Consider the following 25543-nt stretch of genomic DNA (forward strand, 5'->3'; position numbering starts at 1 on the left):
GGGCGTCAGACGGGAGGAACCGGCGATGTCGGAGCAGGACAGCACACCGCAGGCCGTGGCGGAGAACGCACCGGTCGAGGGTGCAGCCGAGGGTGTGGTCGAAAAAACGCCGAAGGAGACCGCGGCGCAGGCCGGCACTCCGGCCGTCCCCGTGGCGTCGGACCACCCTGACCGCTGGGGGCGCGTGGACGCCGACGGCACCGTGTACGTGAAGACCGAGGACGGCGAACGCGCTGTCGGGTCGTGGCAGGCCGGCGAGCCGGTCGAGGGTCTCGCGCACTTCGCGCGGCGCTTCGACGACCTGCGCACCGAGGTCGAGCTGCTCGTGTCGCGGCTCGCGTCCGGCGCCGGTGACCCCAAGCACGCCCTGACCAGCGCGAAGCACGTCAAGGAGCAGCTGGCCGAGGCCGCCGTCGTCGGTGACCTCAAGGCGCTGGCCGCCCGCGTCGAGCACGTGCTGGAGCGGGCAGAGGCCGGCATGGAGAAGGCGAAGGAGGCCAAGGAGGCCGCCCGCGCCCAGTCCGTGCAGCGCAAGCAGGCGCTCGTCGACGAGGCCGAGTCGATCGCCAACGAGTCGACCCAGTGGAAGGTCGCGGGCGACCGGCTGCGGCAGATCCTCGACGAGTGGAAGACCATCCGCGGCGTCGACCGCAAGACCGACGAGCAGCTGTGGCGCCGGTTCTCCAAGGCCCGTGACGCGTTCAACCGCCGTCGCGGCTCGCACTTCGCGGACCTCGACCGCCAGCGTTCGGTCGCGAAGACCTCCAAGCAGGCGCTCGTCGACGAGGCCGAGAAGCTCATCGACTCCGACGACTGGGGCCCCACGGCCGGTCGTTACAAGGAGCTGATGGTCGAGTGGAAGGCCGCAGGGCGTGCGCCCAAGGAGGCCGACGACGCCCTGTGGCAGCGGTTCCGGGCCGCGCAGGACGCGTTCTTCCAGAAGCGCTCCGAGGCGTTCAGCGAGCGGGACGCCGAGTTCTCGGCCAACGCGAAGCTCAAGGAAGAGCTGCTCGCCGAGGCGGAGGGCATCGACCCGTCGAGCGACCTCGAGGCGGCCCGCGCGGCGCTCTACAAGATCCAGGAGCGCTGGGACGCGATCGGCAAGGTGCCGAGGGAGCGCATCCGCGAGCTCGAGGGCAAGCTCCGCACGATCGAGGAGAAGGTCCGCGGCGCGGTCGACGCCCAGTGGCGCCGGTCCGACCCCGAGGCCGAGGCCCGCGTGGCCCAGTTCCGCGAGCGCGTCGAGCAGTTCGAGGCCCAGGCCGCCAAGGCCCGTGCCGCGGGCGACAAGCGCCGCACGGAGCAGGCCGAGGCGCAGGCCGCGCAGTGGCGCGAGTGGCTCGCCGCCGCTGAGCAGGCCCTGGCGACCCGCTAGAGGTTCTAACGCCCGAGAGCCCCTCTTCCGACTGGGAGAGGGGCTCTCGGGCGTTGGAAGGGTGTTGCGCGTGAGAGCCCCTCCCGGCTGGGAGAGAGGCTCCCGGCCGCTAGAGGGTGTTACGCACGGGAACCCCTCGCGGCTGGGAGAGACGCTCTCGACCGTTAGAAGGTGTCACGCATGAGAACCCCTCCCGGTCAGGAGAAAGGCTCCCGGCCGTTAGAAGGTGTTACGCACTAGAACCCCTCTCCCGGCAGCAAGAGAAGCTCTCGACCGTTAGAGGGTGTAACGCGTGAGAGCCCCTCTCCCGGCCGGGAGAGGGGCTCTCATGCGGCAGAGGTCTATTCGGAGGGGTGGTCCTGGCCGAGCTGCGGCGGGCGCGAGGCCGCGATCTTCAGCCACTTCACCAGCAGCACGATCGTGGCGATCGCCGCGATGATCAGGCCGGCGCCGGGACCGGGGCCGATGGTCTTGTTGCTCGTCGTGGTCTGCTGCGTCCAGATCGACAGCACCCCGATGATCGACCCCGCGAAGAGCCCGAGCGAGCACACCCACGCGAGGCCCCAGCGGCGCACGGCCAGGGTGACGCCCGAGCCGACGACGCCGACGCCGAGCGCGAGGAACGAGAACAGGCGGGGCAGGAACAGCTCCGACTCGCCGAGCACGACCTCCAGCCCGGTGTGCTCCCCCACCCACGGCAGGATCAGCGACACCAGCAACGCCAGCACGGCGATCGAGATCGTCAGCGCGCCCGTACCGGGGTCGATCCGCTTGGCGGCCTGGTGCTCGACAGCGTCGATTTCCTTGCGCAAGAAGTCCTCATCACTCACTGAGCCGCACACCCCGAGACGGCGGGCAGCGGCGCGGGTGCTCCGAACGAGGGCAGACCCAGGCCGACGCCCGCGGTCTTGGGCTTGATGCCGGCCTCGGAGCGGTCGCCGGCCTTCGTGCGGCGCCACGACAACGGCTCGCCGTCCGCGACGAGGTAGTGCGGGGCCGCGTACGTCACGACGGTCTCCACGACGTCACCGGGACGCGGCGCGGTTCCGCCGGGCGTGAAGTGCACCAGCCGGCCGTCGCGGGCGCGGCCGCTCATGCGCTGCGTCTCCGCGTCGCGCTTGCCCTCGCCGGTCGCGACGAGCACCTCGACCGTGCGGCCGACCTGCTCGATGTTGAGCTGGTGCGTCATCTCGTTCTGCAACGCCACGAGCCGGTCGAACCGCTCCTGCACGACGGCCTTCGGCAGCTGGTCCGGCAGGTCGGCGGCGGGCGTGCCGGGACGCTTCGAGTACTGGAACGTGAACGCCGACGAGAACCGCGCCTGGCGCACGACGTCGAGCGTGCCCTGGAAGTCCTCCTCGGTCTCACCGGGGAAGCCGACGATGATGTCCGTGGTGATCGCGGCGTCCGGCATCGCGGCGCGGACCTTCTCGATGATCCCCAGGTACTTCTCGGTGCGGTACGAGCGGCGCATCGCCTTCAGCAGCCGGTCCGAACCGGACTGCAGCGGCATGTGCAGGCTGTGGCACACGTTCGGCGTCTCGGCCATCGCCGCGATGACGTCGTCGGTGAAGTCCTTGGGGTGCGGCGAGGTGAACCGCACGCGCTCCAGCCCGTCGATCTCCCCGCACGCGCGCAGCAGCTTCCCGAACGCGAGCCGGTCGCCGAACTCGACGCCGTAGGAGTTGACGTTCTGGCCCAGCAGCGTCACCTCCAGCACGCCCTCGTCCACCAGGGTCTGCACCTCGGCCAGCACGTCCCCGGGACGGCGGTCCTTCTCCTTGCCGCGCAACGACGGCACGATGCAGAACGTGCAGGTGTTGTTGCAGCCCACCGAGATCGACACCCAGCCCGAGTAGGCGGAGTCGCGCGCGGCCGGCAACGACGACGGGAACGTCTCCAGCGCGTCGAGGATCTCGACCTGCGCCTCCTCGTTGTGGCGCGCGCGTTCCAGCAGCACCGGCAGCGAGCCGATGTTGTGCGTGCCGAACACGACGTCGACCCACGGCGCGCGCCGCACGATCTCGCTGCGGTCCTTCTGCGCGAGGCAGCCGCCGACCGCGATCTGCATGCCGGGCTTCGCCGCCTTGCGCGGGGCGAGGTGGCCGAGCGTGCCGTACAGCTTGTTGTCGGCGTTCTCGCGGACCGCGCAGGTGTTGAAGACGACGACGTCCGCCTCGTCGCCGAGGGCCCGCTCGTAGCCGGCGTCCTCGAGCAGACCGGCGAGGCGCTCGGAGTCGTGCACGTTCATCTGGCACCCGAACGTGCGGATCTGGAAGGTCTTGCCACCCTGCGCGGTACTCACGCCTGAAACGATAACCCCTGGTAGATGCCCCGAGTCGCGCGGACCGCCCCAAGCGCCGCGCATCCACACGTTGACCAGGCAGGACCTTCGTCGGGTGCAATCACGCGCGACCCCCGTGGCACGATGCGGTGGTGCTGGGACGAGTACATGCCGCCGTGAGCCTGCTAGCCGCCGCAACGGTCCTGACGGGCTGTAGCAGCACGGTCGCGGACGTCAAGATCACGATGGCCACGGGCAGCCCCGGCGGCGTCTACTACTCGCTGGGCAACGGCCTCGCGGACATCTGGAGCGGCCGTCTCGGCATCGTGAAACCCCAGGTCGTCGCCACGGCCGGGTCGAAGGACAACGTCACCCGGCTGATCAACGACCAGGCCCAGGTCGGCTTCTCCCAGGCCGACGCGCTCGAAGGCGTCGAGGGGTCGGGCAAGCTGCGCGCCCTGGCCCGCATGCACGACGACTACCTGCAGGTCATCGTCCGCGCCGACCTGCCGGTGACGAGGCTGCGCGACCTGTCGGGCAAGCGCGTGTCGATCGGCGGCCGCGAGTCCGGCGTCGAGATCATCGCGAGCGCCCTGCTGAAGTCCGCGGGCGTCACGCCGCAGGCGGTGAACCTCAACCTCGACGACTCCGCCCAGGCGATGCGCGAGGGCAGGCTCGACGCGTTCTTCTGGTCAGGTGGCCTGCCCACCAAGACCATCACCGACCTCACCAAGGGCCTCGGCGTGCGGATGCTCGACCTGAGCGACGTGCTGTCGACGTTCCGCAAGGAGAAGCCCGTCTACGGCTCGGCGACGCTGCCCGCGTCCACGTACAACCTGCAGACGGACCCGGTCGGCCCGGTCATCACCCTCGTCGTGCGCAACTTCCTGCTGGTCAACGAGAAGATGTCGGACGACGTGGCGGAGGCGTTGGTGCGCCAGCTGTTCGAGGCGCAGCCCGAGCTCGTGAAGGCGCACTCGGCGGCCCGCACCATCGAGCAGCGGTCGGCGATCGAGACGTCGCCGGTGCCGCTGCACAACGGCGCCATGCGCTACTACCGCGAAGCCAAGGTCTGATCTCCGGGGTCTAGACGGCGGGGAGCTCGACCACGACCTTCAGGCCGCCGTCCTCTGGCGACTCCAGCCGCACGGTGCCGTCGACGCGTTCGACCACCAGCCGCACGATCGAGAGCCCGAGACCGGACCCCGGCACGTTCTGGTGCGCCGGGCTGCGCCAGAACCGGTCGGTGGCGCGCTCCAGCTCGTCGGCCTGCAGCCCCGGTCCGTGGTCGGCGACGGACAACGTGATCACCCCGTCGGCCTTGCGCGCGTCCACGACGATCAGCGTGCCCTCGGCGGTGAACTTCAACGCGTTGTCCAGCAACGCGTCCAGGATCGTCTCTACCCCGCGCGGCGGCACGAGCGCCATGCCGACCCGCTGCCCGTCCAGCACCAGGTGCACCTCCTTGGCCGCCGCGGCCGACTGCCACGCCGACAACCGCGCCGCCACGGACTTGTCGACGTCCACCGGCACCGGGTCCACCGAGCTCGACTCGGCGCGCGCCATCGCGAGCAGCTCGTCGAGGATGCGGTTGAGCCGGTCGGTCTCGCTGAGCGCCTCGACCTGGTGCACCTCGGCCTCGGCGTCGACGTGACCCTCCAGGTTGGACAGTCGGAGCTTCAGGGCCGTCAACGGGTTGCGCAGCTGGTGCGAGGCGTCGGCGACGAAAGCCCGTTGGGAGGCCAGCACATCGCTCACGTTCGCGGCCATCTGGTCGAAGGAACGGCTGAGCTGCCTCAGTTCCGGCGGCCCGCTCTCCGCGCCCACCGGCGGCACCGGCCTGCCCGACACCACGGCGGCGAGCAGCTTGCCGGTCGCGTCGTCCAGGGCCTGCACCGGCCGCAACGTCCAGCGCACCACCGGCAGCGCCAGCAGCACGGCGAGCGCCAGCACCAGCAGGCTCGCCGCGAGCAGCAACGCCCACCAGGCGAGCACCTCGAAGCGGGTCTTCGTGGTCGGCGAGAACGTGATCACCGCGCCGCGCACCTCGCCGTCGACCAGCACGGGTTCGGCGAGCACCAGCCGTGAGGTGTCCCAGGGCGGCAGCACCGCCGGCGCGACCGGCAGCCGTCCGGCGAGGGCCTTGCTGACCAGGTCCTGCACGCCGCTCTCGCCGAGCGCGAGGTCGTTGCGCGACGCCACCAGCGGCACCGTCGGCGCGTCCCTCGCGACCACGGCCACGCCGATGTCGTAGAGGTCGTCGTAGCGTTGCAGCTCCGGCAGCAGCAGGTCCGGCTTGTCGTCGATCAGCGGCCGGGCCGCGAGCGAGGCGAACCGGCTCGTGTCGGTGAGCCGGTCGAGGAACATCTCCTGCTGCTCCGCCGCCGCCACGTTGCGGCCCAGCGGCACGCCGAGACCCACCAGCACGAGCACGATCAGGGCGAGCACCACGCCCAGCAGTCGCGACCTCACAGCCCGTCACCCCACCCGGTCGCGACACGCCGACGGCAAAGATCACCCAATCGAGATCACACCTGCCCCAGCCGGTAGCCGACGCCCCGCACGGTCTCCAGCAACGACGGCCTCCCGAGCTTGGTCCGCAGCGTGGCCACGTGCACGTCGAGCGTCCGGTTGGCGCCGGACCACGTGCGGCCCCACACCTCCGCGAGGATGCGCTCCCGCGTGCACACCGCGCCACCCGCGGCCATCACCAGCGCGAGCACCTGGAACTCCTTGCGGGACAGGGCGACCGACTCCCCCGCGACCGTGACCTCGTGACGCCCCAGGTCGACCCGCACGTCGCCGGTCTCGAAGACCTCCGTGGACACCGCTCCCACGCCGACGGGGTCGGCGCCGCGACGCCGGCGCACGGCGTGCACCCGAGCGACGAGTTCTCCCACGTCATAAGGCTTGACGAGGTAGTCGTCGGCCCCGGCGTGCAGGCCGAGGATCCGGTCGTCGATCTCCCCTCGCGCGGACACCACGATGATCGCGACGTCCGACGCGGCCCTGATGGCGCGGCACAGCGTCACGCCGTCCATGTCGGGCAGGCCGAGGTCGAGCAGCACCACGTCGACGCCCGCCAGGCGGTCGAGGGTGCCGCGCCCCGTGGCCTGGCGGTCCACGTGGAAACCCCGTCTGGTCAGGGCGGGGACCAAGGCCTCGGCGACCCTGTCGTCGTCCTCGACGAGCAGCACGCGCACTTTCGCTACCTCCCGGGCAACCGATGTCTGCCTGTGACAGAGTTGAGACCCTAAGTCTTGCTCAATGTCCTGGACTGGTGTGGTGGCGGACACCTAGGTTTCCGCCAACGCCGACGACCCCAAATGGAGGACTGGATGACTGCCGCCTCTGCACCGCCGATGATTCGCGTGGCGGGTGTGGACAAGTTCTTCGGCCCGTTGCACGTGCTCAAGAACGTGCAGCTGGAAGTGCCGAAGGGGCAGGTCGTGGTCGTGCTGGGGCCGTCGGGTTCCGGTAAGTCGACCCTGTGCCGGACCATCAACCGCCTCGAACCGATCGATTCCGGTGTCATCGAGGTCGACGGCCAGCCGCTTCCCGCCGAAGGAAAAGAACTGGCCCGCCTGCGCGCAGACGTCGGCATGGTGTTCCAGTCTTTCAACCTGTTCGCCCACAAGACCATCGTCGAGAACGTCATGCTCGCGCCGGTGAAGGTGCGCAAGACGCCCGCCGCCGACGCGCGCCGGACCGCGATGGAACTGCTGGAGCGCGTCGGCATCGCGAACCAGGCCGACAAGTTCCCGGCCCAGCTCTCCGGTGGCCAGCAGCAGCGCGCCGCGATCGCCCGCGCGCTCGCCATGAAGCCCAAGGTGATGCTGTTCGACGAGCCGACGTCCGCGCTCGACCCGGAGATGGTCCAGGAGGTCCTGGACGTCATGACGGGCCTGGCGAAGGACGGGATGACCATGCTGGTCGTCACGCACGAGATGGGCTTCGCCCGCAAGGCCGCGGACCGCGTGATCTTCATGTCCGACGGCGAGGTGGTCGAGGACTCGACCCCGGAAGAGTTCTTCTCGGCCCCGAAGTCCAACCGCGCGAAGGACTTCCTTGGCAAGATCCTGACTCACTAGTAGTCAGCCCACTTTCCAGAACGAATGGCAGGAGAAGGACGATGAGGGTTCGCACCCTTGCGGCGGTGCTGCTGACGGGCGCACTGGCCCTGACCGCGTGTGGCAAGGAAGGCGCTCCGGCCGACCAGGGCGCCGCGCCCGCCGGTCTGTTCGAGGTCGCCAAGGACGTCACCGTCGCGGGTTCGCCCACGTTCGACAAGGCGAAGTCGCGTGGCTCGCTGATCATCGGCGTCAAGGAGGACCAGCCGGGCCTCGGGTACAAGGACCCGACGACGAACAAGTACAGCGGCTTCGACATCGACATCGCGAAGCTCATCTCGGCGAAGCTCGGCTTCGACCCCGAGAAGATCCAGTACAAGACCGTCCAGTCGGCCGCGCGTGAGCAGGCGCTGATCAACGGGGACGTCGACTACTACGTCGGCACCTACACGATCAACGCGGGCCGCAAGGAGAAGGTCGCGTTCGCGGGCCCGTACTTCGTCGCCGGCCAGGACCTGCTGGTGAAGAAGGACAACGCCGACATCACCAGCAAGGACACCCTCAAGGGCAAGAAGGTCTGCTCGGTCACGGGTTCCACGCCGGCCAAGCGCATCAAGGACGAGAAGCTCACCGAGGAGGGCAACGTCCTCGAGTTCCAGGGCTACTCGCAGTGCGTCACCAAGCTCCTCAACGGTGAGGTCGACGCCGTCACCACCGACGACGCGATCCTCAAGGGCTACGCGGCCGCCGAGGAGGGCAAGCTGAAGGTCGTCGGCAAGCCGTTCTCCAGCGAGCCGTACGGCATCGGCCTGCCGAAGGACGACAAGGCGCTGCGCGACAAGGTGAACGACATCCTGCAGGCCTCGCTCGACGACGGCACCTGGCAGAAGATCTACGACGGCACGCTCGGCAAGTCGGGCTCGTCCGCGGAGAAGCCGAAGATCGACCGGTACTGACGGTTGTGCACGTGGCCGGTGGATCCCACGCGGGTCCGCCGGCCGTTCCTTTGAAGGCGGACGGACGGCAAGGAAACCGATGAACGTCCTCACCAAGAACCTATCTTTCTTCCTCGACGCGTTCGGGCAGACGCTCCAGCTCTTCGCGATCTCCGCGGTGATCTCCCTGGTGCTGGGCACGCTCCTCGCGGCACTGCGGGTCAGCCCGGTGCCCGTGTTCCGCGGCATCGGCACGGCGTACGTGACGGTCCTGCGCAACACGCCGTTGACGCTGGTCTTCGTGTTCTTCGTGTTCGCGTACCCGCTGCTGGAGATCCTGAAGATCGACGAGTACACCGCCGCGGTCGTGGCGCTGTCGCTCTACACGGCGGCGTTCGTCTGCGAGGTGGTGCGGTCGGGCATCAACACCGTGCCGGTCGGCCAGGCGGAGGCGTCGCGCGCGCTCGGGCTCACGTTCACGCAGATGCTCGGCAACGTCGTGCTGCCGCAGGCGATGCGCTCGGTCGTGCCGCCGATGACGAGCACCATGATCGCGTTGCTGAAGAACACGACGGTCGCGTCCGGGTTCGCCGTCTTCCAGGCGGGCAACATCCGCGAGCAGCTGTCGGACCAGGGTGACAACGTCCTGCTCGGACTCCTCTGGGTCGCGCTCGGGTTCGTCATCCTGGTCATGCCGCTGACGTACGTGCAGCAGGTCTTCGAGAAGCGGTGGAGCGTGGCCCGATGAGCATGGTGCTGTTCGACGTCCCCGGCCCGAAGGCCCGCGTCCGTCACAAGATCATGGCCGTCATCGGCATCGCGGCGATCGTCGCGGCCGTGGTGTACGTGGCCATGCGGTTCATCGTCACCGACCAGTTCACCACGCGCAGGCTCGACTGGATCAACTACAAGGTGATCCAGCTGTCGCTGGTGGAGGCGATCGGCAACACGCTGGCCGCGTTCGCCGTCGGCGCGGTGCTGGCGCTGGTGTTCGGCGCGATCTTCGCGGCGGCCCGGCTGTCCGACCACGCGTGGATCCGCACGCCCGCCGCGGTGATCGTCGAGGTCTTCCGCGCGATCCCGCTCGTGATCATGATGTTCTTCTTCTACTACGGCCTTCCCGTGGCCGGGGTGAAGCTGAGCGCGTTCACGGCGGTCGTGATCAGCCTGATGCTGTACAACGGCTCGGTGCTCGCGGAGATCTTCCGCGCGGGCATCAACTCGCTGCCGAAGGGCCAGAGCGAGGCCGCGTACGCGCTGGGCATGCGCAAGACCCAGGTGATGACGCTCGTGCTGCTGCCGCAGGCGTTGCGGGCGATGCTGCCGACCATCATCAGCCAGCTCGTGGTGCTGCTGAAGGACACCGCGCTCGGCTTCCTCATCACGTTCGAGGAGCTGCTGCGGTGGGGCACGCGCATCGGTGGTGACGCGGTGAACTTCGGTCGCCCGATGATCTCGGTGATGATCGTGGTCGCGCTGATCTACATTGGACTGTGCCTGTTGCTGACGTGGCTCGCGACTTACCTCGAGAAGCGCAACCGCCGCAACAAGAAGGTCATCCACACCGATGGTGGCGACGACGTCGCGACGCATGTCCAGCTCGGGCACGCTTCGGCTTCCGCCGTCTGACCTCGTTCAGGACGAGACGGGGCGTGTCCACTTCGGACACGCCCCGTTCGTCATCTCCAGAGCACGGAATCGCAGTTGTTGGTCACGTAGTCCGCGGCCAGTGAGCCGTCGCCCTGCTTCGCCTTCGCGGCGGTCTCACGGGCGTAGCGCTGGCCGTCCGGATCCTCGGGTGAGAACTTCGGCAGCACCTCGCCCATGACCTGCAATGCCTTCGCGGTGGCCGCCTGGTCGCCGCGTTCGCGCGCGTCCTCCCAGCCGAGGTACCAGGCGCAGGAGTTGGTGATCTCCAGGACGATCCGCTCGCTGCCCGCGGGCGCCCTGTCCGGTCCCGGCCCCGACTTCTCGGCGAGCACGCCCAGGTCAGGGGTGCGGCCGTCCGGCCAGGTGAACCTCGCCGAGCCGTCGCGCAGGTCCTGGGTGTAGCGCTGCTGGTCGACGAGCTCCGGCGCCTGCCGAGCGGGCGCGGCGCACCCGGTCAGCAGGGCGAGCGCTAGCAGTGCGGTCAGTTTCCGCTCCACCACAGCGTTCCTCCGACGGTGCCCGAGGTGTACGGGCTGTTCGAGGCGAGGCAGAACTTGGTGCCCGCCTTGAAGTTCGTGCCGACGTGCTTGCGGGTCTCCTCCATGCGCACGAACGCGCCGCGGTTGTTGCGGTCGCCGCACTTGTACCAGGCGAGCTGCATGACGCCGCCAAGCGCGACCTGGGCGTCGATGTTGGACCCGGCGACGGTGATCGTGCGCGCGGTGGTGAACCAGGTGATCTGGTTCTCCTTGAACGGCACGGTGATCGTCGTCGACGCCGCCTGCGCGGGCGTGGCCGACAGCATCGCGAAGCCCAGGGCGAGCAGGCCGGCGAGAGCGCGTTTCATCGAGAGTCCCCTTCGGAAGGTCAGACGTTCCAGTCGACGACACCGCGCCAGGCGTCGGCCTGCTCCCCCACCACGTCGAGGCAGAAGGTGGTGCCGGCGGGGAAGTTCGCGCCGAGCAGCCTGCGCGAGCGGTCGCCCGCGGGGAACAGCACCGGCGCTCCCGCGACCCGTCCGTCGCGGAACCACCGGATCTCCAGGTCGACCGGGCTGTCGGTGACGCGGAGGTAGACGTCCGAGCCGTCCACGGTGACCGTGCGGACGGCGAGCAGGTCGGCCGATGCGGTGCGCATGTGCCGGAACGTATCGGCGCGGGCGGAACCGGGTCGTCTCACGAACAGTGGATCTCCCGTCAACTTTCGCGGTACGCTCCTGGTGGGGGATCTGCCGGCGGTGACGTCACTTGAATGAGGGACGTTGTGACGCGCGTGCTCGTGGTCGACGACCAGCCGTTGTTCAGAGCCGGCCTGGTGGCGTTGCTGAACGCCGCACCTGACCTGACCGTCGTGGGCGAGGCCTCCGACAGTGCCACCGCGTGCGAGCTCGCCTGTTCGGCGCGGCCCGACGTGATCCTGCTCGACATCCGCCTACCGGGGCTGACGGCGTTGAAGAGCGTCGCGGGGCCCGCGCGGGTGCTCGTGCTGACGACGTTCGACCTGGACGAGCACGTCCACGAGGCGTTGCGGCTGGGTGCGGCGGGGTTCGTGCTGAAGGAGTCCGAACCGGCCCGCCTGATCGCCGCCATCACGGCCGTGGCGTCCGGGGAGATGCAGTTCAGCCCGACGGTGATGCGCAGGCTCGTGGCGGCCTACCTGAGGGGCGGCGCGGCGGCACGGGGTGGCGGCACGGGGCTGGAGGAGCTCACGGACCGCGAACGCGAGGTGCTGCGGCTCGTCGGCACCGGGCTGACGAACACGGCGATCGCGGCGCGCCTCACCGTCACCGAGGGGACGGTGAAGACGCACCTCAACCGCGTCATGACGAAGCTGCGGCTGACCAGCCGGGCTCAGGCCGTGGTGATGGCGTACGAGTCCGGGCTGGTCGTCCCGCAGGCCGTCGCTAGGACCGCCTGAACAGCTTGTTGCCGAGCCACACGACGGGGTCGTACTTGCGGTCGGCGACGCGCTCCTTCATGGGGATGAGCGCGTTGTCGGTGATGTGGATGTGCTCCGGGCACACCTCGGTGCAGCACTTGGTGATGTTGCACAGGCCGAGGCCGTGCTCGTCCTGCGCCTGGTCGACGCGGTCGGCCGTGTCGAGCGGGTGCATCTCCAGCTCCGCGACCCGCATGAGGAACCGCGGGCCCGAGAACGCCTCCTTGTTCTCCTCGTGGTCACGCACCACGTGGCAGGTGTTCTGGCACAGGAAGCACTCGATGCACTTGCGGAACTCCTGCGAGCGTTCCACGTCGACCTGCTGCATCCGGTACTCGCCCGGCGCGAGGTCCTTCGGCGGCGCGAACGACGGGACCTCGCGCGCCTTGGTGTAGTTGAAGGACACGTCGGTGACGAGGTCGCGGATGATCGGGAACGTCCGCATCGGCGTGACCGTGATCGTCTCGCCCTCGGTGAAGGTCGACATCCGGGTCATGCACAGCAGCCGCGGCCGTCCGTTGATCTCGGCCGAGCACGACCCGCACTTGCCCGCCTTGCAGTTCCACCGCACCGCGAGGTCCGGCGCCTGGGTGGCCTGGAGCCGGTGGATGATGTCGAGGACGACCTCGCCCTCGTTGACCTCGACGGTGAAGTCCTCCAGCGCGCCGCCGGCGTCGTCACCGCGCCACACCCGGAACTTCCCCTGGTAGCTCATGACAACTCCTCGGCGGTGAGGTACTTCTCCAGCTCGGTGCGTTCGAACAGGTCCAGCAGGTCGGACCGGATCGGGATCTGCGGTTTCTCCTCGACGCGGACGCCCTCGCCGGAAGTGGTGCACACCAGCAGCTTCCGGCGCCACTCCGCGTCCATCACGGGGTGGTCGTCGCGGGTGTGACCGCCGCGCGACTCGGTGCGCAGCAACGCCGCCTTCGCGACGCACTCCGACACCAGCAGCATGTTGCGCAGGTCGAGCGCGAGGTGCCAGCCGGGGTTGAACTGCTGGTGGCCCTCGACGGTGAGCGAGCGGGCGCGTTCCTTGAGCTTCTCCAGCCGCTGCAACGCCTCCTCCATCTCACCGGCGCGGCGGATGATGCCGACGAGGTCGTTCATCGACTGCTGGAGCTCCATGTGCAGCGTGTACGGGTTCTCGCCGCCCTCCTCCTGGAAGGGCTTGAGCGCCATGGCCCTGGCCTCGGTGACGGTGTCCTCCGCGACCTTCGGGCGTTCGCTCATCGCCCGCACGTACTCGGACGCTCCCGCGCCCGCCCGCCGTCCGAAGACGAGCAGGTCCGACAGCGAGTTGCCGCCGAGGCGGTTCGAGCCGTGCATGCCGCCGGAGACCTCACCGGCCGCGTAAAGCCCTGGCACGGAAGAGGATCCGGTGTCCGGGTCGACCTCGACGCCGCCCATGACGTAGTGGCAGGTCGGGCCGACCTCCATCGGCTGCGCGGTGATGTCCACGTCGGCCAGTTCCTTGAACTGGTGGTGCATGGACGGCAGCCGCCGCCGGATCTCCTCGGCGGGCAGCCGTGTCGACACGTCGAGGAAGACGCCGCCGTGGGGTGAGCCGCGGCCCGCCTTCACCTCGGAGTTGATCGCGCGGGCGACCTCGTCGCGGGGCAGCAGCTCCGGCGGGCGCCGGTTGTTGGCCTGGTCGGTGTACCAGCGGTCGGCCTCGGCCTCGTTGTCGGCGTACTTGTCCTTGAACACCTCGGGGATGTAGTCGAACATGAACCGCTTGCCGTCGGAGTTCCTGAGCACGCCACCGTCACCGCGGACGGACTCGGTGACGAGGATGCCCTTGACCGACGGCGGCCAGACCATTCCCGTGGGGTGGAACTGGATGAACTCCATGTTGATCAGCGAGGCGCCGGCCCGCATCGCGAGTGCGTGACCGTCCCCCGTGTACTCCCAGGAGTTCGAGGTGACCTTGAACGACTTGCCGATGCCGCCGGTCGCGAGGATCACCGCCGGTGCCTCGAACAGCACGAACCGGCCGGACTCGCGCCAGTAGCCGAACGCGCCGGAGATCCTGTCGCCGTCCTTCGCGAGCTCGGTGACGGTGAACTCCTGGAACACCCGCAGGCGTTCCTCGTAGTCGCCGAACTCCTTGAAGTCCTCCTGCTGCAACGACACGATCTTCTGCTGCAGCGTGCGGATCAGCTCGAGGCCGGTGCGGTCTCCGACGTGGGCGAGGCGCGGGTACTCGTGGCCACCGAAGTTGCGCTGCGAGATGCGGCCGTCCTTGGTGCGGTCGAACAGCGCGCCGTAGGTCTCCAGTTCCCAGACCCGTTGCGGCGCTTCCTGTGCGTGCAGCTCGGCCATGCGCCAGTTGTTGAGGAACTTGCCTCCGCGCATGGTGTCGCGGAAGTGCACCTGCCAGTTGTCGCTCTCGTTCGCGTTGCCCATGGCGGCGGCGATGCCGCCCTCGGCCATGACGGTGTGGGCCTTGCCGAACAACGACTTGCAGAGAACGGCGGTGCGCAGGCCGTGCTCACGGGCCTCGATCGCGGCACGCAGACCGGCACCACCCGCGCCGATCACGAGAACGTCGAACGAATGCCTTTCCAGCTCGGGCAAAACCACTCCTTAGTTGATGAAGCGGAGGTCGGAGATCGTTCCCGAGGCGACCAGCGCGACGTACAGGTCCGTGAGGCAGACGAAGATCAGCGAAGCCCAGGCGAGTTGCATGTGCCGGTTGTTGAGCTTGGAGATCTGCGTCCACATCCAGTAGCGGACCGGGTGTTTGGAGAAGTGCTTGAGCCGCCCGCCCGCGATGTGCCGGCACGAGTGGCACGACAGCGTGTACGCGGCGAGCAGGCCGACGTTGACCAGCAGGATGATGTTGCCGAGCCCGAGGCCGGTGCTGAACGCGGAGATCGCGTCGTAGATGTTGACCAGCAACAGCAGCGAGGCCGCGTAGAAGAAGTAGCGGTGCAGGTTCTGCGCGATGAGCGGGAACCGGGTCTCACCGGTGTACTTGCTGTGCGGCTCGGCCACGGCGCACGCGGGCGGCGACGCCCAGGCCGCGCGGTAGTAGGCCTTGCGGTAGTAGTAGCAGGTGATCCGGAATCCCAGCAGGAACGGGATGATCAGCAGCGGCGGTGTCAGGAACCCCGGCAGCGCGGGGAACCACTGACCGAAGTGCGATGCGGCCGGTACGCACTCCTCCGTGAGGCACGGGGAGTACATCGGGGTGAGGTAGTGGTACTGGTCGACCCAGTAGTAGTCCCCCTGGAACGTGCGGAACGCCGCGTAGATCGAGATGAGCAGCAGGCCGACGAACGTCGTCAGCGGCGGCAACCACCATCGGTCCGTGCGCAGAGTCCTGGCGGCGATCTCTGCCCTCGCCATTGGTCACCTTTCTGGGGGTCCACGTCGTTGTGGAGAAAACGCGTAACGGCCCCCGCTGTCCGCGAGGGCCGTGAGGTCGGGCTGGGTCAGGTCCGGTTCCGGTACCCACCGAGTCCTTCGTCGTCCGCGTCCTTCCAGAGCGACTCGTCGTAAGGCGTGTCTGGCACGACCACGACCTCGCGTTCCACTTGAGGCGCTTCCCGCTGCCTGGGGGTGGCGAGGTCGACGAGTTCGGAAGCGTCGATGTCCATGCGTTCCACGTCGTTGGCCAGACGCTGAACCGCAGCCACGTCGCCGTATCGGGCGCGCAGATTGCTGACGGCATGCCGCATCTGACCGATGACCCGGCGCAGCTCGACGATCTCCGTGGAGTTCATGGGACACCTCCGTTCCAAGGTCGTGCCCCGCACTCTGCCCAATCTCAAGCCATGTGACAAGCACCACACGCCAAGATTCAAAACTGGTTCAGTCCCAGTTACTGAATCGTTTTTGTGTCTACGACCAGCCATGACTTAGTGTGTGTGGCGTCACGCCCGTCCGTGGGACGCCACCGTTGTCGTCTCGTAAGGGCCCCACCACGGCCCGTGATGACCCGGAGACCCCCATGACCGAACTGCATCCTGTTCTGACTGAGGTGACACGCCGCATCGCCGCCCGCAGCGCCGACTCGCGCCGTGCGTACCTCGAGCGCGTGGCGGACGCCGCGCAGGACGGAACTTCCCGGTCCGGCTTCGCGTGCAGCAACCTGGCGCACGGCTTCGCCGGAATCACCGGCGGTGACAAGGCGGCGCTGCGCGCGCTGCGCAAGTCCAACGTCGCGATCGTGTCGTCCTACAACGACATGCTGTCGGCCCACCAGCCGTTCCAGGAGTACCCGGCCTGGATCAAGGACTCGGTCCGCGCGGCGGGCGGCGTGTCCCAGTTCGCGGGCGGCGTGCCCGCCATGTGCGACGGCATCACCCAGGGCCGTGAGGGCATGGAGCTGTCGCTGTTCAGCCGCGACGTCATCGCCATGTCGACCGGTGTGGCCCTGTCGCACGAGATGTTCGACGCGGCCGTGCTGCTCGGCGTGTGCGACAAGATCGTGCCCGGGCTGCTGATCGGCGCGCTCTCGTTCGGGCACCTGCCGTCGATCCTGGTGCCCGCCGGGCCCATGTCGTCGGGCCTGTCGAACAAGGAGAAGGCGCGCGTCCGGCAGCTCTACGCGGAGGGCAAGGCGTCCCGCGAGGACCTGCTCGAGGCCGAGGCCGCCGCGTACCACTCCCCCGGCACCTGCACGTTCTACGGCACCGCGAACTCGAACCAGATGGTCGTCGAGGTCATGGGCCTGCACCTGCCGGGCGCCTCGTTCGTGCCGCCGGGGACGACCCTGCGCCGCGCGCTGACCGAGCACGCCGCCCGCCGCGCCGTCGAGATGGCCAAGGGCGAGGGCTACACCCCGATCGCGCACATCGTCGACGAGAAGGCCGTGGTCAACGGCGTGGTGGCGCTGCTCGCCACCGGCGGTTCGACGAACCACACGATGCACCTCGTCGCCATCGCCGCCGCCGCGGGCATCGAGCTGAGCTGGGACGACTTCTCCGACCTGTCGTCCGTCGTGCCGCTGATCGCCCGCGTCTACCCGAACGGCGCCGCCGACATCAACCACTTCCAGGCGGCGGGCGGCGTCCAGTTCGTCGTCGGCACCCTCCTGGACTCCGGCCTGCTGCACGCCGACGTGAACACCGTCGCGGGCCACGGCCTGGACCGCTACCGCCAGGAGCCGATGCTGGCCGACGGCGAGCTGATCTGGGTCGACGGCCCCGGCCGTTCCCTCGACACCGACGTCCTGCGCCCGGTCACGGAGCCGTTCGCCGCGGACGGCGGGCTGCGCATGCTGTCCGGCAACCTCGGCCGCGCGGTCATCAAGGTGTCGGCCGTCGCGGTCGAGAACCACGTCGTCGAGGCCCCTGCCCGCGTCTTCACCACCCAGGAGGCGTTCCAGGAGGCCTTCAAGGCGGGCGAGCTCGACCGCGACGTGGTCGTCGTCGTCCGCCAGCAGGGCCCGCAGGCCAACGGCATGCCGGAGCTGCACAAGCTCACCCCGCCGCTGGGCGTCCTGATGGACCGCGGCTACAAGGTCGCGCTGGTGACCGACGGCCGCATGTCCGGCGCCTCGGGCAAGATCCCGGCCGCCATCCAGCTGACCCCGGAGGCCGCGGTGGGTGGCCCGCTCGGCCGGGTGCGCGACGGCGACGTCGTCCGCCTCGACGCCGGCGCCGGGACGCTGGAGGTGCGGGTGCCCGCCGAGGAGCTGGCGACGCGCCCGCTGGTCGACTTCCCGCCGACCAGCCGCGAGTGGATGGGCACCGGGCGCGAGCTGTTCGCCGCGTTGCGCCGCAGCGTCGGACCCGCCGACCGCGGCGCCACGGTGTTCGGCCCGATCACGGCCGACCACTTCGCGCCGGTCACGCACCACTAGGTGGACGACCAGCTTGCCGGGGTGGCGGACGTGAGAGCGGCCACTCCCGGTGGGCGGCCGCCACGGTGACGGGCTGGAATGAGGCGAACGACGATGCCGTCAACGTTGATCTCTTCAACCTCGGCGTCATCAACGTTGATTCCGTCAACGTCGACGTTGACGAGGTTGACGAAATCAACGTCGTCAACCTCGGCGTCAACGTCGTCAATGTCAGCATCAACGTCGTCAACGTTGAGAACATCATCAGCAGCAGGATCCCGGCAAGGAGAGCAGCAGTGACCAACGGCGACAACCCCAGCGACGTTCTTCGGGTGAGCACCGGCGCGGACCTCCTCGGCCTGTCGCCCGTCATCCCCGTCGTCGTGGTCGACGACGCCGACCACGCGGTGCCGCTCGCCCAGGCCCTGCTGCGTGGTGGCGTGCGCGTCATCGAGCTGACGCTGCGCACCCCGGCCGCGCTCGCCGCGATCGAGAACGTCGCGCGCGAGGTGCCGGAGATCGTGATCGGCGCGGGCACCGTCACGGCGCCGGAGCACGCGGAGCAGGCGGCGAAGGCCGGTGCGGCGTTCCTCGTGACGCCCGGCACGACCGAGCGGGTGCTCGACGCCGCCGACGCGACCGGGTTGCCCTACCTGCCGGGTGCGGCGACGGTGTCCGAGGTGATGCGGCTGGCCGAGCGCGGGCTGACGGCGCTCAAGTTCTTCCCGGCCGAGGCGGCGGGCGGGGCGGACTACCTGAAGTCGATCGGCGGGCCGATCCCGCACGTCCGGTTCTGCCCGACCGGTGGCATCACGCCGCAGACCGCGCCGGACTACCTGAAGCTCGCGAACGTCGGCTGCGTCGGCGGCTCGTGGCTCGCGCCGAAGGACGCCCTGGCGCAGGGCGACTGGGAGCGGATCGAGAAGCTCGCCCGGGAGTCCGCCCAGCTCGGGTAACCCAGATCACGAACCGGAAGTTCGGCTCAGCACACGAGACCGGCGTCCCACCACGTTGGATTCTTCACCCGACGGGAGGTGACGCCGGTCTCCAATTAACAGAGGTTTAAGGAAAAGCGAACAGAAGTTGAACCAACTGAGATTCGGACTGGAATAACCCCACCCACAGCGATGTCACACTCACTCGTTGCAATGGAGCGCGAGAGGAGCGGATGTGGCTGTCCAGGAAGCCGACGTGGCGGGGCTGGTCGGAGAACCGCTGACCCTGTCAGCATTCAACCAGCTGTCCGGCAGTCTGGGTGGTTATTCATTCGTCAAGGTGGTGGTGGACCGGCAGAACGACACCATCCACTTCCTGAACAACGCGCGCCACGAGTTCCACGCGATCTACATCGGCACGGAGATCCTCGGCCTCGCCGAAAGCGAGCTGCGGGCGCGGATCGACGAGTTCAACCAGAGCTTCTACCACGCCTCTGACCGGCGGTTCTTCCTCGGCATCCTGTCACTGCACCAGCGCGAGGACCGGAACATGTTCTCGCTGGAGACCGTCGAGGTCGACACCATGTCGGCGGACATGATCGAGTTCTTCCACGCCGAGGTGCGCCGCAACGTCGACGCCGCGACGCCGTTGTTCTTCAAGCCGGCGAACCACCTCCAGGAACAGGCCGTCGCCGGCATTCCGGCGGACAGGCTGCCGCGCATCCTGGCGCACGAACTGTTCTCGACGGCGGAGTTCGTCGCATTGAACCCCGGCACGGCCAAGGGCCGGTTGCGCGCATTCCGCGACGAGCGGGAGTACCGCGAGAACACTCTCGAATGGTTCGACATCGTGGTGATGCACCGCGTTCCGGACGACATTCCGCGGCTCGCCGGCATCATCAACGCGAGCCACACGACACCGTTGTCGCACACGAACGTCCTGGCGACCGGCTGGTCCATTCCGAACGCCATCCAGATCGGGGCGTTCGACCTGATCGACCGGGAGAACCTCGACGGCCAGTGGGTCGAGTACGAGGTGTCGCCCAAGAGCGCGGGGGTCGGGCTGCGGCTGATCGACGAGCCGCAGGACCTCGGTCAGCGGCCCGCCTGGTACGCGCAGCGCGTCACGCTCGACGAGCCCGAGCACACCTACAACCCGATCGTGAACCTCGCGAGGATCCGCCACAACGACAGCCACCGCTACGGCACCAAGGCCGCGAACCTCGGCGAGCTGCACCACGTCCTCGCCTCCGAGTCGCCGCGCCGCCTGCTCGGGTTCTTCTCGGTGCCGCGCCCGCCGCGCGACAACCTCCTGCCCTACCTCCGGAAACTGCTCGACGCCGAGAACGACGACCTGCTCCAGGCCGCCCAGCAGCTCCTCGCCGAACGGGTCAGGGTGCCGCGCGGCGTCGCGCTGCCGTTCTCGATGCACCAGGGCTTCCTGGAGTCGTCGCCGAAGATCCAGCAGGCCATCGGCAAGCTCAAGATGGCGCTGGAGCTCAACGCCCGCGAGATCGAACCGCTGTGCGTCGAGCTCCAGCAGCTCATCCGCAAGACCCGTGTGCCGGACTACCTGCTGTCCGAACTGGACACCGCACTCGTCGAGAACCTGGCCGGTGTAAGGACGTTCGTGGTGCGCAGCTCGTCCAACGCCGAGGACCTCGCCGGGTTCTCCGCCGCGGGCATCTACGAGTCGTACAACCACGTCACGAGCGCCGAGAAGATCGTGGAGTCGGTCAAGGAGGTGTGGGCGTCGCTCGTGTCCGCGAGAAGCGTGCGACTGAGGCAGCAGGCGGGCATCTCGCTGGACGACTGCTTCATGGGCGTCGTGGTCCAGGAACAGGTCAAGGCCGACTTCGGTGGCGTCATGGTCACCACGAACCCCATGAACCGCGCCGACTTCCGCAACGTCTACGTCAACGTCTCGCCGGACGTCACCGACGTCGTCGAGGGTTCGACGCAGCCCATGCAGTACCTGTACTCCACTGTGGAGGGTGGTGGCCGCACGGTCTCCCTCGGCGACGCGTCCCAGGACCTCGGCCCCGAGGCCCACCGGCAGCTGCAACGGCTCGCGATCGTGGGCCGCCTGCTCCAGTCGCACTTCTCGCCGGACTACACCTTCGACTCGCCGGTCGACATCGAGTGGCTCGCCACCGACGACGTGCTGTACGTGCTCCAGCTGCGGCCGTACTCGATCTGATGCCGGGTCTTCGCGTACCGGCGACTCCGGAAGTGGCGCGTGCCGTCCGCCTGACGTACGGCTTCCAGTTCTTCTTCGGGCTGCTGCTGTGGATCCCGGTCTTCTACGAGTACCAGAAGCAGCTCGGGCTGAGTGACGCCGAGATCTTCGGCATCCAGTCGATCTACTACATCGCGTTCTGCCTGATGGAGATCCCGACCGGCATGGTCGCGGACCGCTTCGACTACCGCACGTCGTTGTGGCTCGGCGCGAGCGTGCTGGTCGTCGCGAACCTGGTGCCGGTACTCGCCGGGAACTACACCGGGTTCCTGGTGCACTTCCTGCTGATCGCGCTCGCCAGGTCGTTGATCTCCGGCGCCCAGAGCGCGTACCTCTACGAATATCTGCACGCACACGGCGCCGGGCACCTCTACCTCAAGGCCGAGGGCGTCGGGCGGTCGTACAGCCTGATCGGCAAGATCGTGTACTGGCCGGTCATCGGCCTGTTGATGCAGTGGAACATGCCGTCGCCGTACTGGCTCACCGCGATCAACGCCGCGATCGCCGTCGTCTTCGCGTTGAAGCTTCCGCCGATCCCAGGCTGGCAACGACCGGAGGGCAGGACGTCGAAACTGCTCGCGGGCGTCGGCGGCGCGTTCCAGGCGTTGAGGAGCTCGCGCTGGCTGCTGCTCCTGATGATCCAGGGCATCGCGATGTTCACGCTGGTGAGGATCCTGCAGGTGAACCTGTTCCAGCCCGTCCTCGACACCAAGGACGTCCCGGTCACCTGGTACGGCTCGGTGCTCGCCGCGATGACGATCTTCGAGGCCGTCGCCGCCGCGCGTCCGCACTGGCTGTCGCGCAGGATCGGCCCGGCGAGGTCGGTGTTCCTGCTGACCGTCGTGATGGCGCTGGCGATCGGGTTCATCGTGCCGTCCGGTGGGGTCGTGACGATCGTGCTGCTGTGCCTGTTCTCCGTGACGGCGGGCATGAGCTTCCCCATCCAGAAGAAGCTGCTGAACGAGGCGATCCCCGATTCCCGTTACCGTGCCACGATTCTGTCGATGGAGTCCATCATGGACCGTGCCGTGTGCGCGGTCGTGGCGATCGCGCTCGGCGCGTACCTCACGAGCGGGCGGCTCGACGAGTTCCTGGTCCTCTCGTCGGCCGTCACCGTGCTCGTGATGGCGTTGCTGGCGGGTCTGCTGCTCGTCGTCAGGACCACAAGGCGGCGACGAGCTCAGCCCGTCCCGTGATGCCGAGCTTGCGGTAGGCGCTCGACAGGTGCAGCTCCACGGTGCGGCGGGTGAGGTGCAGGGCTTCGGCGATCTGCCGGTTCGTGAGGCCCTGCGCCGCCATCCGCGCGACCCGGTTCTCCTGCTTGGTGAGGCACTGCACCTGGTCGTCCTCGTCGCGGACCTCGTCGCCCGCGATCTTGGCGAGCGGGTGCGCGCTCAGGTGCCGGGCCAGGTCGTACGCCTGCCGCAGGTGCGGGGCCGCGGCCTCGGCACGGCCCTTGCGGCGCAGGTGGTGGCCGAGCCAGTACAACGACTGGGCGTGCAGCAACCGGTGCGGTGACGAGGCGAGGATCTCCTCCGCCTCCTGCAGGACCTCGACGTCGTCGGTGCTGATGCCGACGCTCATCAACGCCGTCCCGATCACCCGCGGCGAACCCCACCGCTTGGCCAGGTCGAGCTCCTCGTGCGCGAGCCGGGCGGCGTCGTCGCGGTTGCCGATCGCGAGGTACGCACGCACGGCGTGATGGCGCCACGGCATCAGCGCGGGGTTCGGCATGTCCCGCGCGGCGAGCCGGCGGCCCGCTTCCAGCAGGTCCTCCAGGCCGCCCTCCGCGTGGCAGGACGCGAGCTTGAGCCGGCCACGGGCGTAGACGACGTTGATGTGCTGCAACAGGTCGCCGTCCTGCGCGACCAGCGGGGCGGCCTCGTCGAACTGCCCCATCTCGACGCACACCTCGGCGAGCTTCGCGGTCGCGAGCACCACGGCGGGGCAGTCCTGGTTGCCGGTCGACACCGGCGGCGTCAGGAACGTGTAGGCGCGCGCGAGGTCGCCGCCGTTGTGGAACGCGTTGGCGCGGGCGATCATGCTGAGCATCCCGCGGCGCAGGTGCGGGTCGTGCGAGACCGGCGCGGTGCTGTGCGAGAGCCAGAACTTGTTGATGTGCTCGGGGTTGTCGCCGAGCACGGGCACCAGGAACGTGAAGACGTAGGGCTCGCCGAAGACGTCGACCCAGTCGCCCTCGAGTGCTTCCAGCGCGTACTCGACGGCCTCGGCGTACGAGTCGCCGCTGCGGGCGTTGCCGACTGCGAGCAGCGCGGACCGGGCGCGCTGGAGGTCCTGGGCCTGCGGCACGTCGTTGACGAGGTCCTCGAAGTACTTGCCGGCGCAGTTGGCCATGCGCGCGTCCCTGTTGGCGGACAACAGGTACGTGGTGCAGACGAGGTTCCAGACGAGGTCGCGGTCCTCGGGCATCAGCCGGGCCACGACCATGATCGCGAGCGAGACGGCGAAGTGCGCGTCGGTGCCCGTGCACATGCGCTGGATCAACGCCAGCGCGACGTTCGCGGCGAGGTGCGGGTCCTCGCAGCGCATCAACGCGTCGCGGACCCGGTCGCGGCCGAGTGCGTTGTCCCGCAGGTGTTCCGTGTGCCCGAGCTCGACCTCGACGGCCAGCCGGTCGGGTTCGGAGAGGTGTTCCTCCAGCGCGCGTTCGAGGTGCTCGACGCCGCCGACCTCGCGCAGCAGGTCGACGGACCACGGTAAGCGGACGGACCTGGCCTTCAGCACGTGCTCGGCGACGCGTTCGTCCGGGGCGTCCGACTCGAACAGCAGCCAGGCGGCGCGGGCGTGCGCGGCGGACCGGACCGCGACCGGCATGTCGGCGAGAATGCTGTTGCGCACGAACGGGTGCAGGAACGTGAGCGGGTCCGTGTCGGCGAGCACGCCGAGCCGGACGAGCGTGTCGACGGCGGGCAGCGCGTCGAACCCGGTGAGCGCGGACAGCAGTTCCAGGCCCGCGTCCCCGTCCAGCACGGCGGCGGACCGCGCGACCTCGGCGGCGCCGGTGTACTCGCGCAGCCGCACGCCGACCATCTCGCCGACGGCGGCCGACCCCTCGCCGTCCTCGCGCAGCAGGGCCTGCAGCAGGTACGGGTTGCCGCCGGTGAGCTCGTGGCAGCGCTTCGGGTCCCGGTCGGGGTGGTCCTCGACGAGCGCTTCGACGGCGACGACGTCGAGGCCGTCGAGGTCGAGGCGGTGCGGGTGGGCGCCGGCGATCTCGGGCAGCGTGACCTCGTCGGTGGCGAGGTAGCCCTGCGACGCGCCGAGCGCGATGACGACGGGCATGTGCCGCAGCCGGGGGCGCAGGTACGCGAGCGCGCGCTTGGAGAAGGTGTCGGCGACGTGGACGTCGTCGATGATCATGAGGATCGGCGTCTTGCGCGCGGAGTTCGCGGCGCGCGCGTACAGCTCTTCGAGGTCGTGTTCGTTGGCGAGGCACGGCGCGAGCTGGCGCACGACGGCGCCGGGCAGATGGCTTTCCAGCCGGGCGCTCTTGGCGAGCCGGACGGTGAAGCCGCGGTCGCGGGCGTCGGCGGCGAGCGCGTCGAGGACCGCGGTCTTGCCGATGCCGAACCCACCGGTGACGACGACGCACGAGCCGGTTCCGTCGACCGCGTCGTCGAGCAAGCGTCCGAGAGTCGCGAGTTCCGCGTCCCGGCCGAGTAGTGGAGATGTCACCTCTGTCTACCCCTGCCTTCGGTACCGAGAGGACCGCAGGTCGAAGGTTTCGGTGTTCCTTCGGTGCCGACCGTAGAGACCTGCGCTTCGTCGTCGGGCAAACTTACCCACAGGTAACGGTTAACGGAACTGTGAGCTGTTCGCGGTCGGGAACGGGAGAGAGCGATGGTGTTCGCCGGGCTGGTGCGCGCGTGGTTGCGCCTTGCCCGCCTGCTCACCGGCTCCCGTCACGAGTCACATGCGTTCGACCAGCGGGAATCCCTCGTGGTGCGCGGGCGCGGCGCGGATGAGCGTGCCGACGTCCACGGTGTCGGCCCCGTGCGAGGACAGCGACTCCACGACCGAGAGCACCGCGGCGATGGCCACCACGACGCCCGCCGCCACCAGCAGGATGCTGCGCGCGATGGGGCACGGCTCGCGCACCGGCGGGTACCTGCGCACCACCGGCCGCAGCACGGGCGCGAACATGCCGAAGTCGGCCGCGTCGCGCTTGCAGTCTTCACACCCGGCTAGGTGCCTCGAAAACCTGACGTGCTCGGCCGGGTCGAGCACCCCCAGCACGTACGCCGCCACATCACCGCACGGCCCTTCCGGGCTCATGCGGTTTTCGTCGTCTGGATCTTGGTC

24 protein-coding genes are annotated in these 25543 nt (G+C 68.9%); 11 read left to right on the forward strand and 13 right to left on the reverse strand.

Features of this window, described 5'->3' with window-relative positions; translation table 11 throughout:
* The first annotated feature begins 25 nt into the window (after window positions 1–25).
* Complete coding sequence (locus ACQEU1_RS15885; protein ID WP_433201523.1) at window positions 26–1375, forward strand: DUF349 domain-containing protein; 1350 nt, start codon at window positions 26–28, stop codon at window positions 1373–1375.
* 341 nt (window positions 1376–1716) lie between these two features.
* On the opposite strand, the gene ACQEU1_RS15890 is transcribed toward ACQEU1_RS15885, so the two are convergent.
* Together ACQEU1_RS15890 and miaB are read right to left on the reverse strand one after the other, a co-directional pair.
* Entirely contained in the window at window positions 1717–2187 is a 471-nt protein-coding gene (locus ACQEU1_RS15890; protein ID WP_433201526.1) for an Rv2732c family membrane protein, read from the reverse strand.
* Window positions 2188–2201: 14 nt separating this feature from the next.
* A complete protein-coding gene (miaB, locus tag ACQEU1_RS15895) occupies window positions 2202–3680 on the reverse strand; it encodes a tRNA (N6-isopentenyl adenosine(37)-C2)-methylthiotransferase MiaB (protein ID WP_433201529.1) in 1479 nt (492 codons plus the stop codon).
* A gap of 155 nt (window positions 3681–3835) precedes the next feature.
* Here miaB and ACQEU1_RS15900 point away from each other — a divergent pair, with 155 nt between their 5' ends.
* Entirely contained in the window at window positions 3836–4735 is a 900-nt protein-coding gene (locus ACQEU1_RS15900; RefSeq protein WP_433201532.1) for a TAXI family TRAP transporter solute-binding subunit, read from the forward strand.
* A 10-nt stretch (window positions 4736–4745) separates the two neighbouring features.
* On the opposite strand, the gene ACQEU1_RS15905 is transcribed toward ACQEU1_RS15900, so the two are convergent.
* Window positions 4746–6131: a sensor histidine kinase gene (locus ACQEU1_RS15905; RefSeq protein WP_433201535.1), complete on the reverse strand. Its 1386-nt coding sequence runs from the start codon at window positions 6129–6131 to the stop codon at window positions 4746–4748.
* 56 nt (window positions 6132–6187) lie between these two features.
* Window positions 6188–6862 carry a response regulator transcription factor gene (locus ACQEU1_RS15910; RefSeq protein WP_266042156.1) on the reverse strand — a complete coding sequence of 225 codons (675 nt, stop codon included), beginning with the start codon at window positions 6860–6862 and terminating at the stop codon, window positions 6188–6190.
* A gap of 159 nt (window positions 6863–7021) precedes the next feature.
* Between ACQEU1_RS15910 and ACQEU1_RS15915 the strand changes: the two genes are divergently transcribed.
* The 4 genes from ACQEU1_RS15915 to ACQEU1_RS15930 all read left to right on the forward strand — a co-directional run bounded on the left by ACQEU1_RS15915 (window position 7022) and on the right by ACQEU1_RS15930 (window position 10293).
* The gene (locus ACQEU1_RS15915) at window positions 7022–7750 is read left to right on the forward strand and encodes an amino acid ABC transporter ATP-binding protein (protein WP_177230107.1); all 729 of its coding nucleotides are present in this window, start codon (window positions 7022–7024) and stop codon (window positions 7748–7750) included.
* Between the two features lie 41 nt (window positions 7751–7791).
* The gene (locus ACQEU1_RS15920; RefSeq protein WP_433201539.1) at window positions 7792–8685 is read left to right on the forward strand and encodes a glutamate ABC transporter substrate-binding protein; all 894 of its coding nucleotides are present in this window, start codon (window positions 7792–7794) and stop codon (window positions 8683–8685) included.
* Between the two features lie 79 nt (window positions 8686–8764).
* Window positions 8765–9412: an amino acid ABC transporter permease gene (locus ACQEU1_RS15925; RefSeq protein WP_433201542.1), complete on the forward strand. Its 648-nt coding sequence runs from the start codon at window positions 8765–8767 to the stop codon at window positions 9410–9412.
* Window positions 9409–10293 (forward strand): amino acid ABC transporter permease, encoded by an 885-nt coding sequence (locus tag ACQEU1_RS15930; RefSeq protein WP_433201545.1) that lies wholly within the window; start codon window positions 9409–9411, stop codon window positions 10291–10293. The genes ACQEU1_RS15925 and ACQEU1_RS15930 overlap by 4 nt, the downstream gene beginning before the upstream one ends.
* A gap of 50 nt (window positions 10294–10343) precedes the next feature.
* Here ACQEU1_RS15930 and ACQEU1_RS15935 read toward each other — a convergent pair whose 3' ends face one another.
* From ACQEU1_RS15935 to ACQEU1_RS15945, 3 genes are read right to left on the reverse strand one after another with little or no spacing between them, the layout of a single operon-like run.
* Complete coding sequence (locus ACQEU1_RS15935) at window positions 10344–10811, reverse strand: hypothetical protein (RefSeq protein WP_433201548.1); 468 nt, start codon at window positions 10809–10811, stop codon at window positions 10344–10346.
* Window positions 10796–11161 carry a hypothetical protein gene (locus ACQEU1_RS15940; RefSeq protein WP_433201551.1) on the reverse strand — a complete coding sequence of 122 codons (366 nt, stop codon included), beginning with the start codon at window positions 11159–11161 and terminating at the stop codon, window positions 10796–10798. The genes ACQEU1_RS15935 and ACQEU1_RS15940 overlap by 16 nt, the downstream gene beginning before the upstream one ends.
* Window positions 11162–11181: 20 nt before the next feature.
* Window positions 11182–11451 carry a hypothetical protein gene (locus ACQEU1_RS15945; RefSeq protein WP_433201554.1) on the reverse strand — a complete coding sequence of 90 codons (270 nt, stop codon included), beginning with the start codon at window positions 11449–11451 and terminating at the stop codon, window positions 11182–11184.
* A 114-nt stretch (window positions 11452–11565) separates the two neighbouring features.
* Between ACQEU1_RS15945 and ACQEU1_RS15950 the strand changes: the two genes are divergently transcribed.
* Entirely contained in the window at window positions 11566–12231 is a 666-nt protein-coding gene (locus ACQEU1_RS15950) for a LuxR C-terminal-related transcriptional regulator (RefSeq protein ID WP_433201557.1), read from the forward strand.
* Here ACQEU1_RS15950 and ACQEU1_RS15955 read toward each other — a convergent pair.
* The 4 genes from ACQEU1_RS15955 to ACQEU1_RS15970 form a co-directional block, all read right to left on the reverse strand.
* Complete coding sequence (locus ACQEU1_RS15955) at window positions 12218–12967, reverse strand: succinate dehydrogenase/fumarate reductase iron-sulfur subunit (RefSeq protein ID WP_433201560.1); 750 nt, start codon at window positions 12965–12967, stop codon at window positions 12218–12220. The two genes, ACQEU1_RS15950 and ACQEU1_RS15955, sit on opposite strands and share 14 nt — an antisense overlap.
* Window positions 12964–14832 (reverse strand): fumarate reductase/succinate dehydrogenase flavoprotein subunit, encoded by a 1869-nt coding sequence (locus ACQEU1_RS15960; protein ID WP_433201563.1) that lies wholly within the window; start codon window positions 14830–14832, stop codon window positions 12964–12966. Before ACQEU1_RS15960 ends, ACQEU1_RS15955 begins: the two co-directional genes overlap by 4 nt.
* Before the next feature lie 9 nt (window positions 14833–14841).
* Window positions 14842–15606, reverse strand: a complete 765-nt coding sequence (locus ACQEU1_RS15965) for a hypothetical protein (RefSeq protein WP_433201566.1) — start codon at window positions 15604–15606, stop codon at window positions 14842–14844.
* A gap of 86 nt (window positions 15607–15692) precedes the next feature.
* The gene (locus tag ACQEU1_RS15970) at window positions 15693–15983 is read right to left on the reverse strand and encodes a hypothetical protein (protein ID WP_433201569.1); all 291 of its coding nucleotides are present in this window, start codon (window positions 15981–15983) and stop codon (window positions 15693–15695) included.
* Between the two features lie 227 nt (window positions 15984–16210).
* Between ACQEU1_RS15970 and edd the strand changes: the two genes are divergently transcribed.
* From edd to ACQEU1_RS15990, 4 genes are all read left to right on the forward strand, one after another.
* Window positions 16211–18067, forward strand: coding sequence for a phosphogluconate dehydratase (edd, locus tag ACQEU1_RS15975; protein WP_433201572.1), 1857 nt, complete (start codon window positions 16211–16213; stop codon window positions 18065–18067).
* Window positions 18068–18378: 311 nt separating this feature from the next.
* The gene (gene eda / locus ACQEU1_RS15980) at window positions 18379–19002 is read left to right on the forward strand and encodes a bifunctional 4-hydroxy-2-oxoglutarate aldolase/2-dehydro-3-deoxy-phosphogluconate aldolase (RefSeq protein ID WP_433211522.1); all 624 of its coding nucleotides are present in this window, start codon (window positions 18379–18381) and stop codon (window positions 19000–19002) included.
* Between the two features lie 214 nt (window positions 19003–19216).
* Window positions 19217–21181 (forward strand): PEP/pyruvate-binding domain-containing protein, encoded by a 1965-nt coding sequence (locus ACQEU1_RS15985; protein WP_433201575.1) that lies wholly within the window; start codon window positions 19217–19219, stop codon window positions 21179–21181.
* 32 nt (window positions 21182–21213) lie between these two features.
* Complete coding sequence (locus tag ACQEU1_RS15990; protein ID WP_433201578.1) at window positions 21214–22416, forward strand: MFS transporter; 1203 nt, start codon at window positions 21214–21216, stop codon at window positions 22414–22416.
* Here ACQEU1_RS15990 and ACQEU1_RS15995 read toward each other — a convergent pair.
* Window positions 22376–24916 (reverse strand): LuxR C-terminal-related transcriptional regulator, encoded by a 2541-nt coding sequence (locus ACQEU1_RS15995; RefSeq protein ID WP_433201581.1) that lies wholly within the window; start codon window positions 24914–24916, stop codon window positions 22376–22378. The two genes, ACQEU1_RS15990 and ACQEU1_RS15995, sit on opposite strands and share 41 nt — an antisense overlap.
* Before the next feature lie 234 nt (window positions 24917–25150).
* Window positions 25151–25516: a zf-HC2 domain-containing protein gene (locus ACQEU1_RS16000; RefSeq protein ID WP_433201584.1), complete on the reverse strand. Its 366-nt coding sequence runs from the start codon at window positions 25514–25516 to the stop codon at window positions 25151–25153.
* Window positions 25517–25543: the final 27 nt, after the last annotated feature.

The organism is Lentzea sp. CA-135723, from assembly GCF_050936595.1.
Classification (GTDB): domain Bacteria; phylum Actinomycetota; class Actinomycetes; order Mycobacteriales; family Pseudonocardiaceae; genus Lentzea.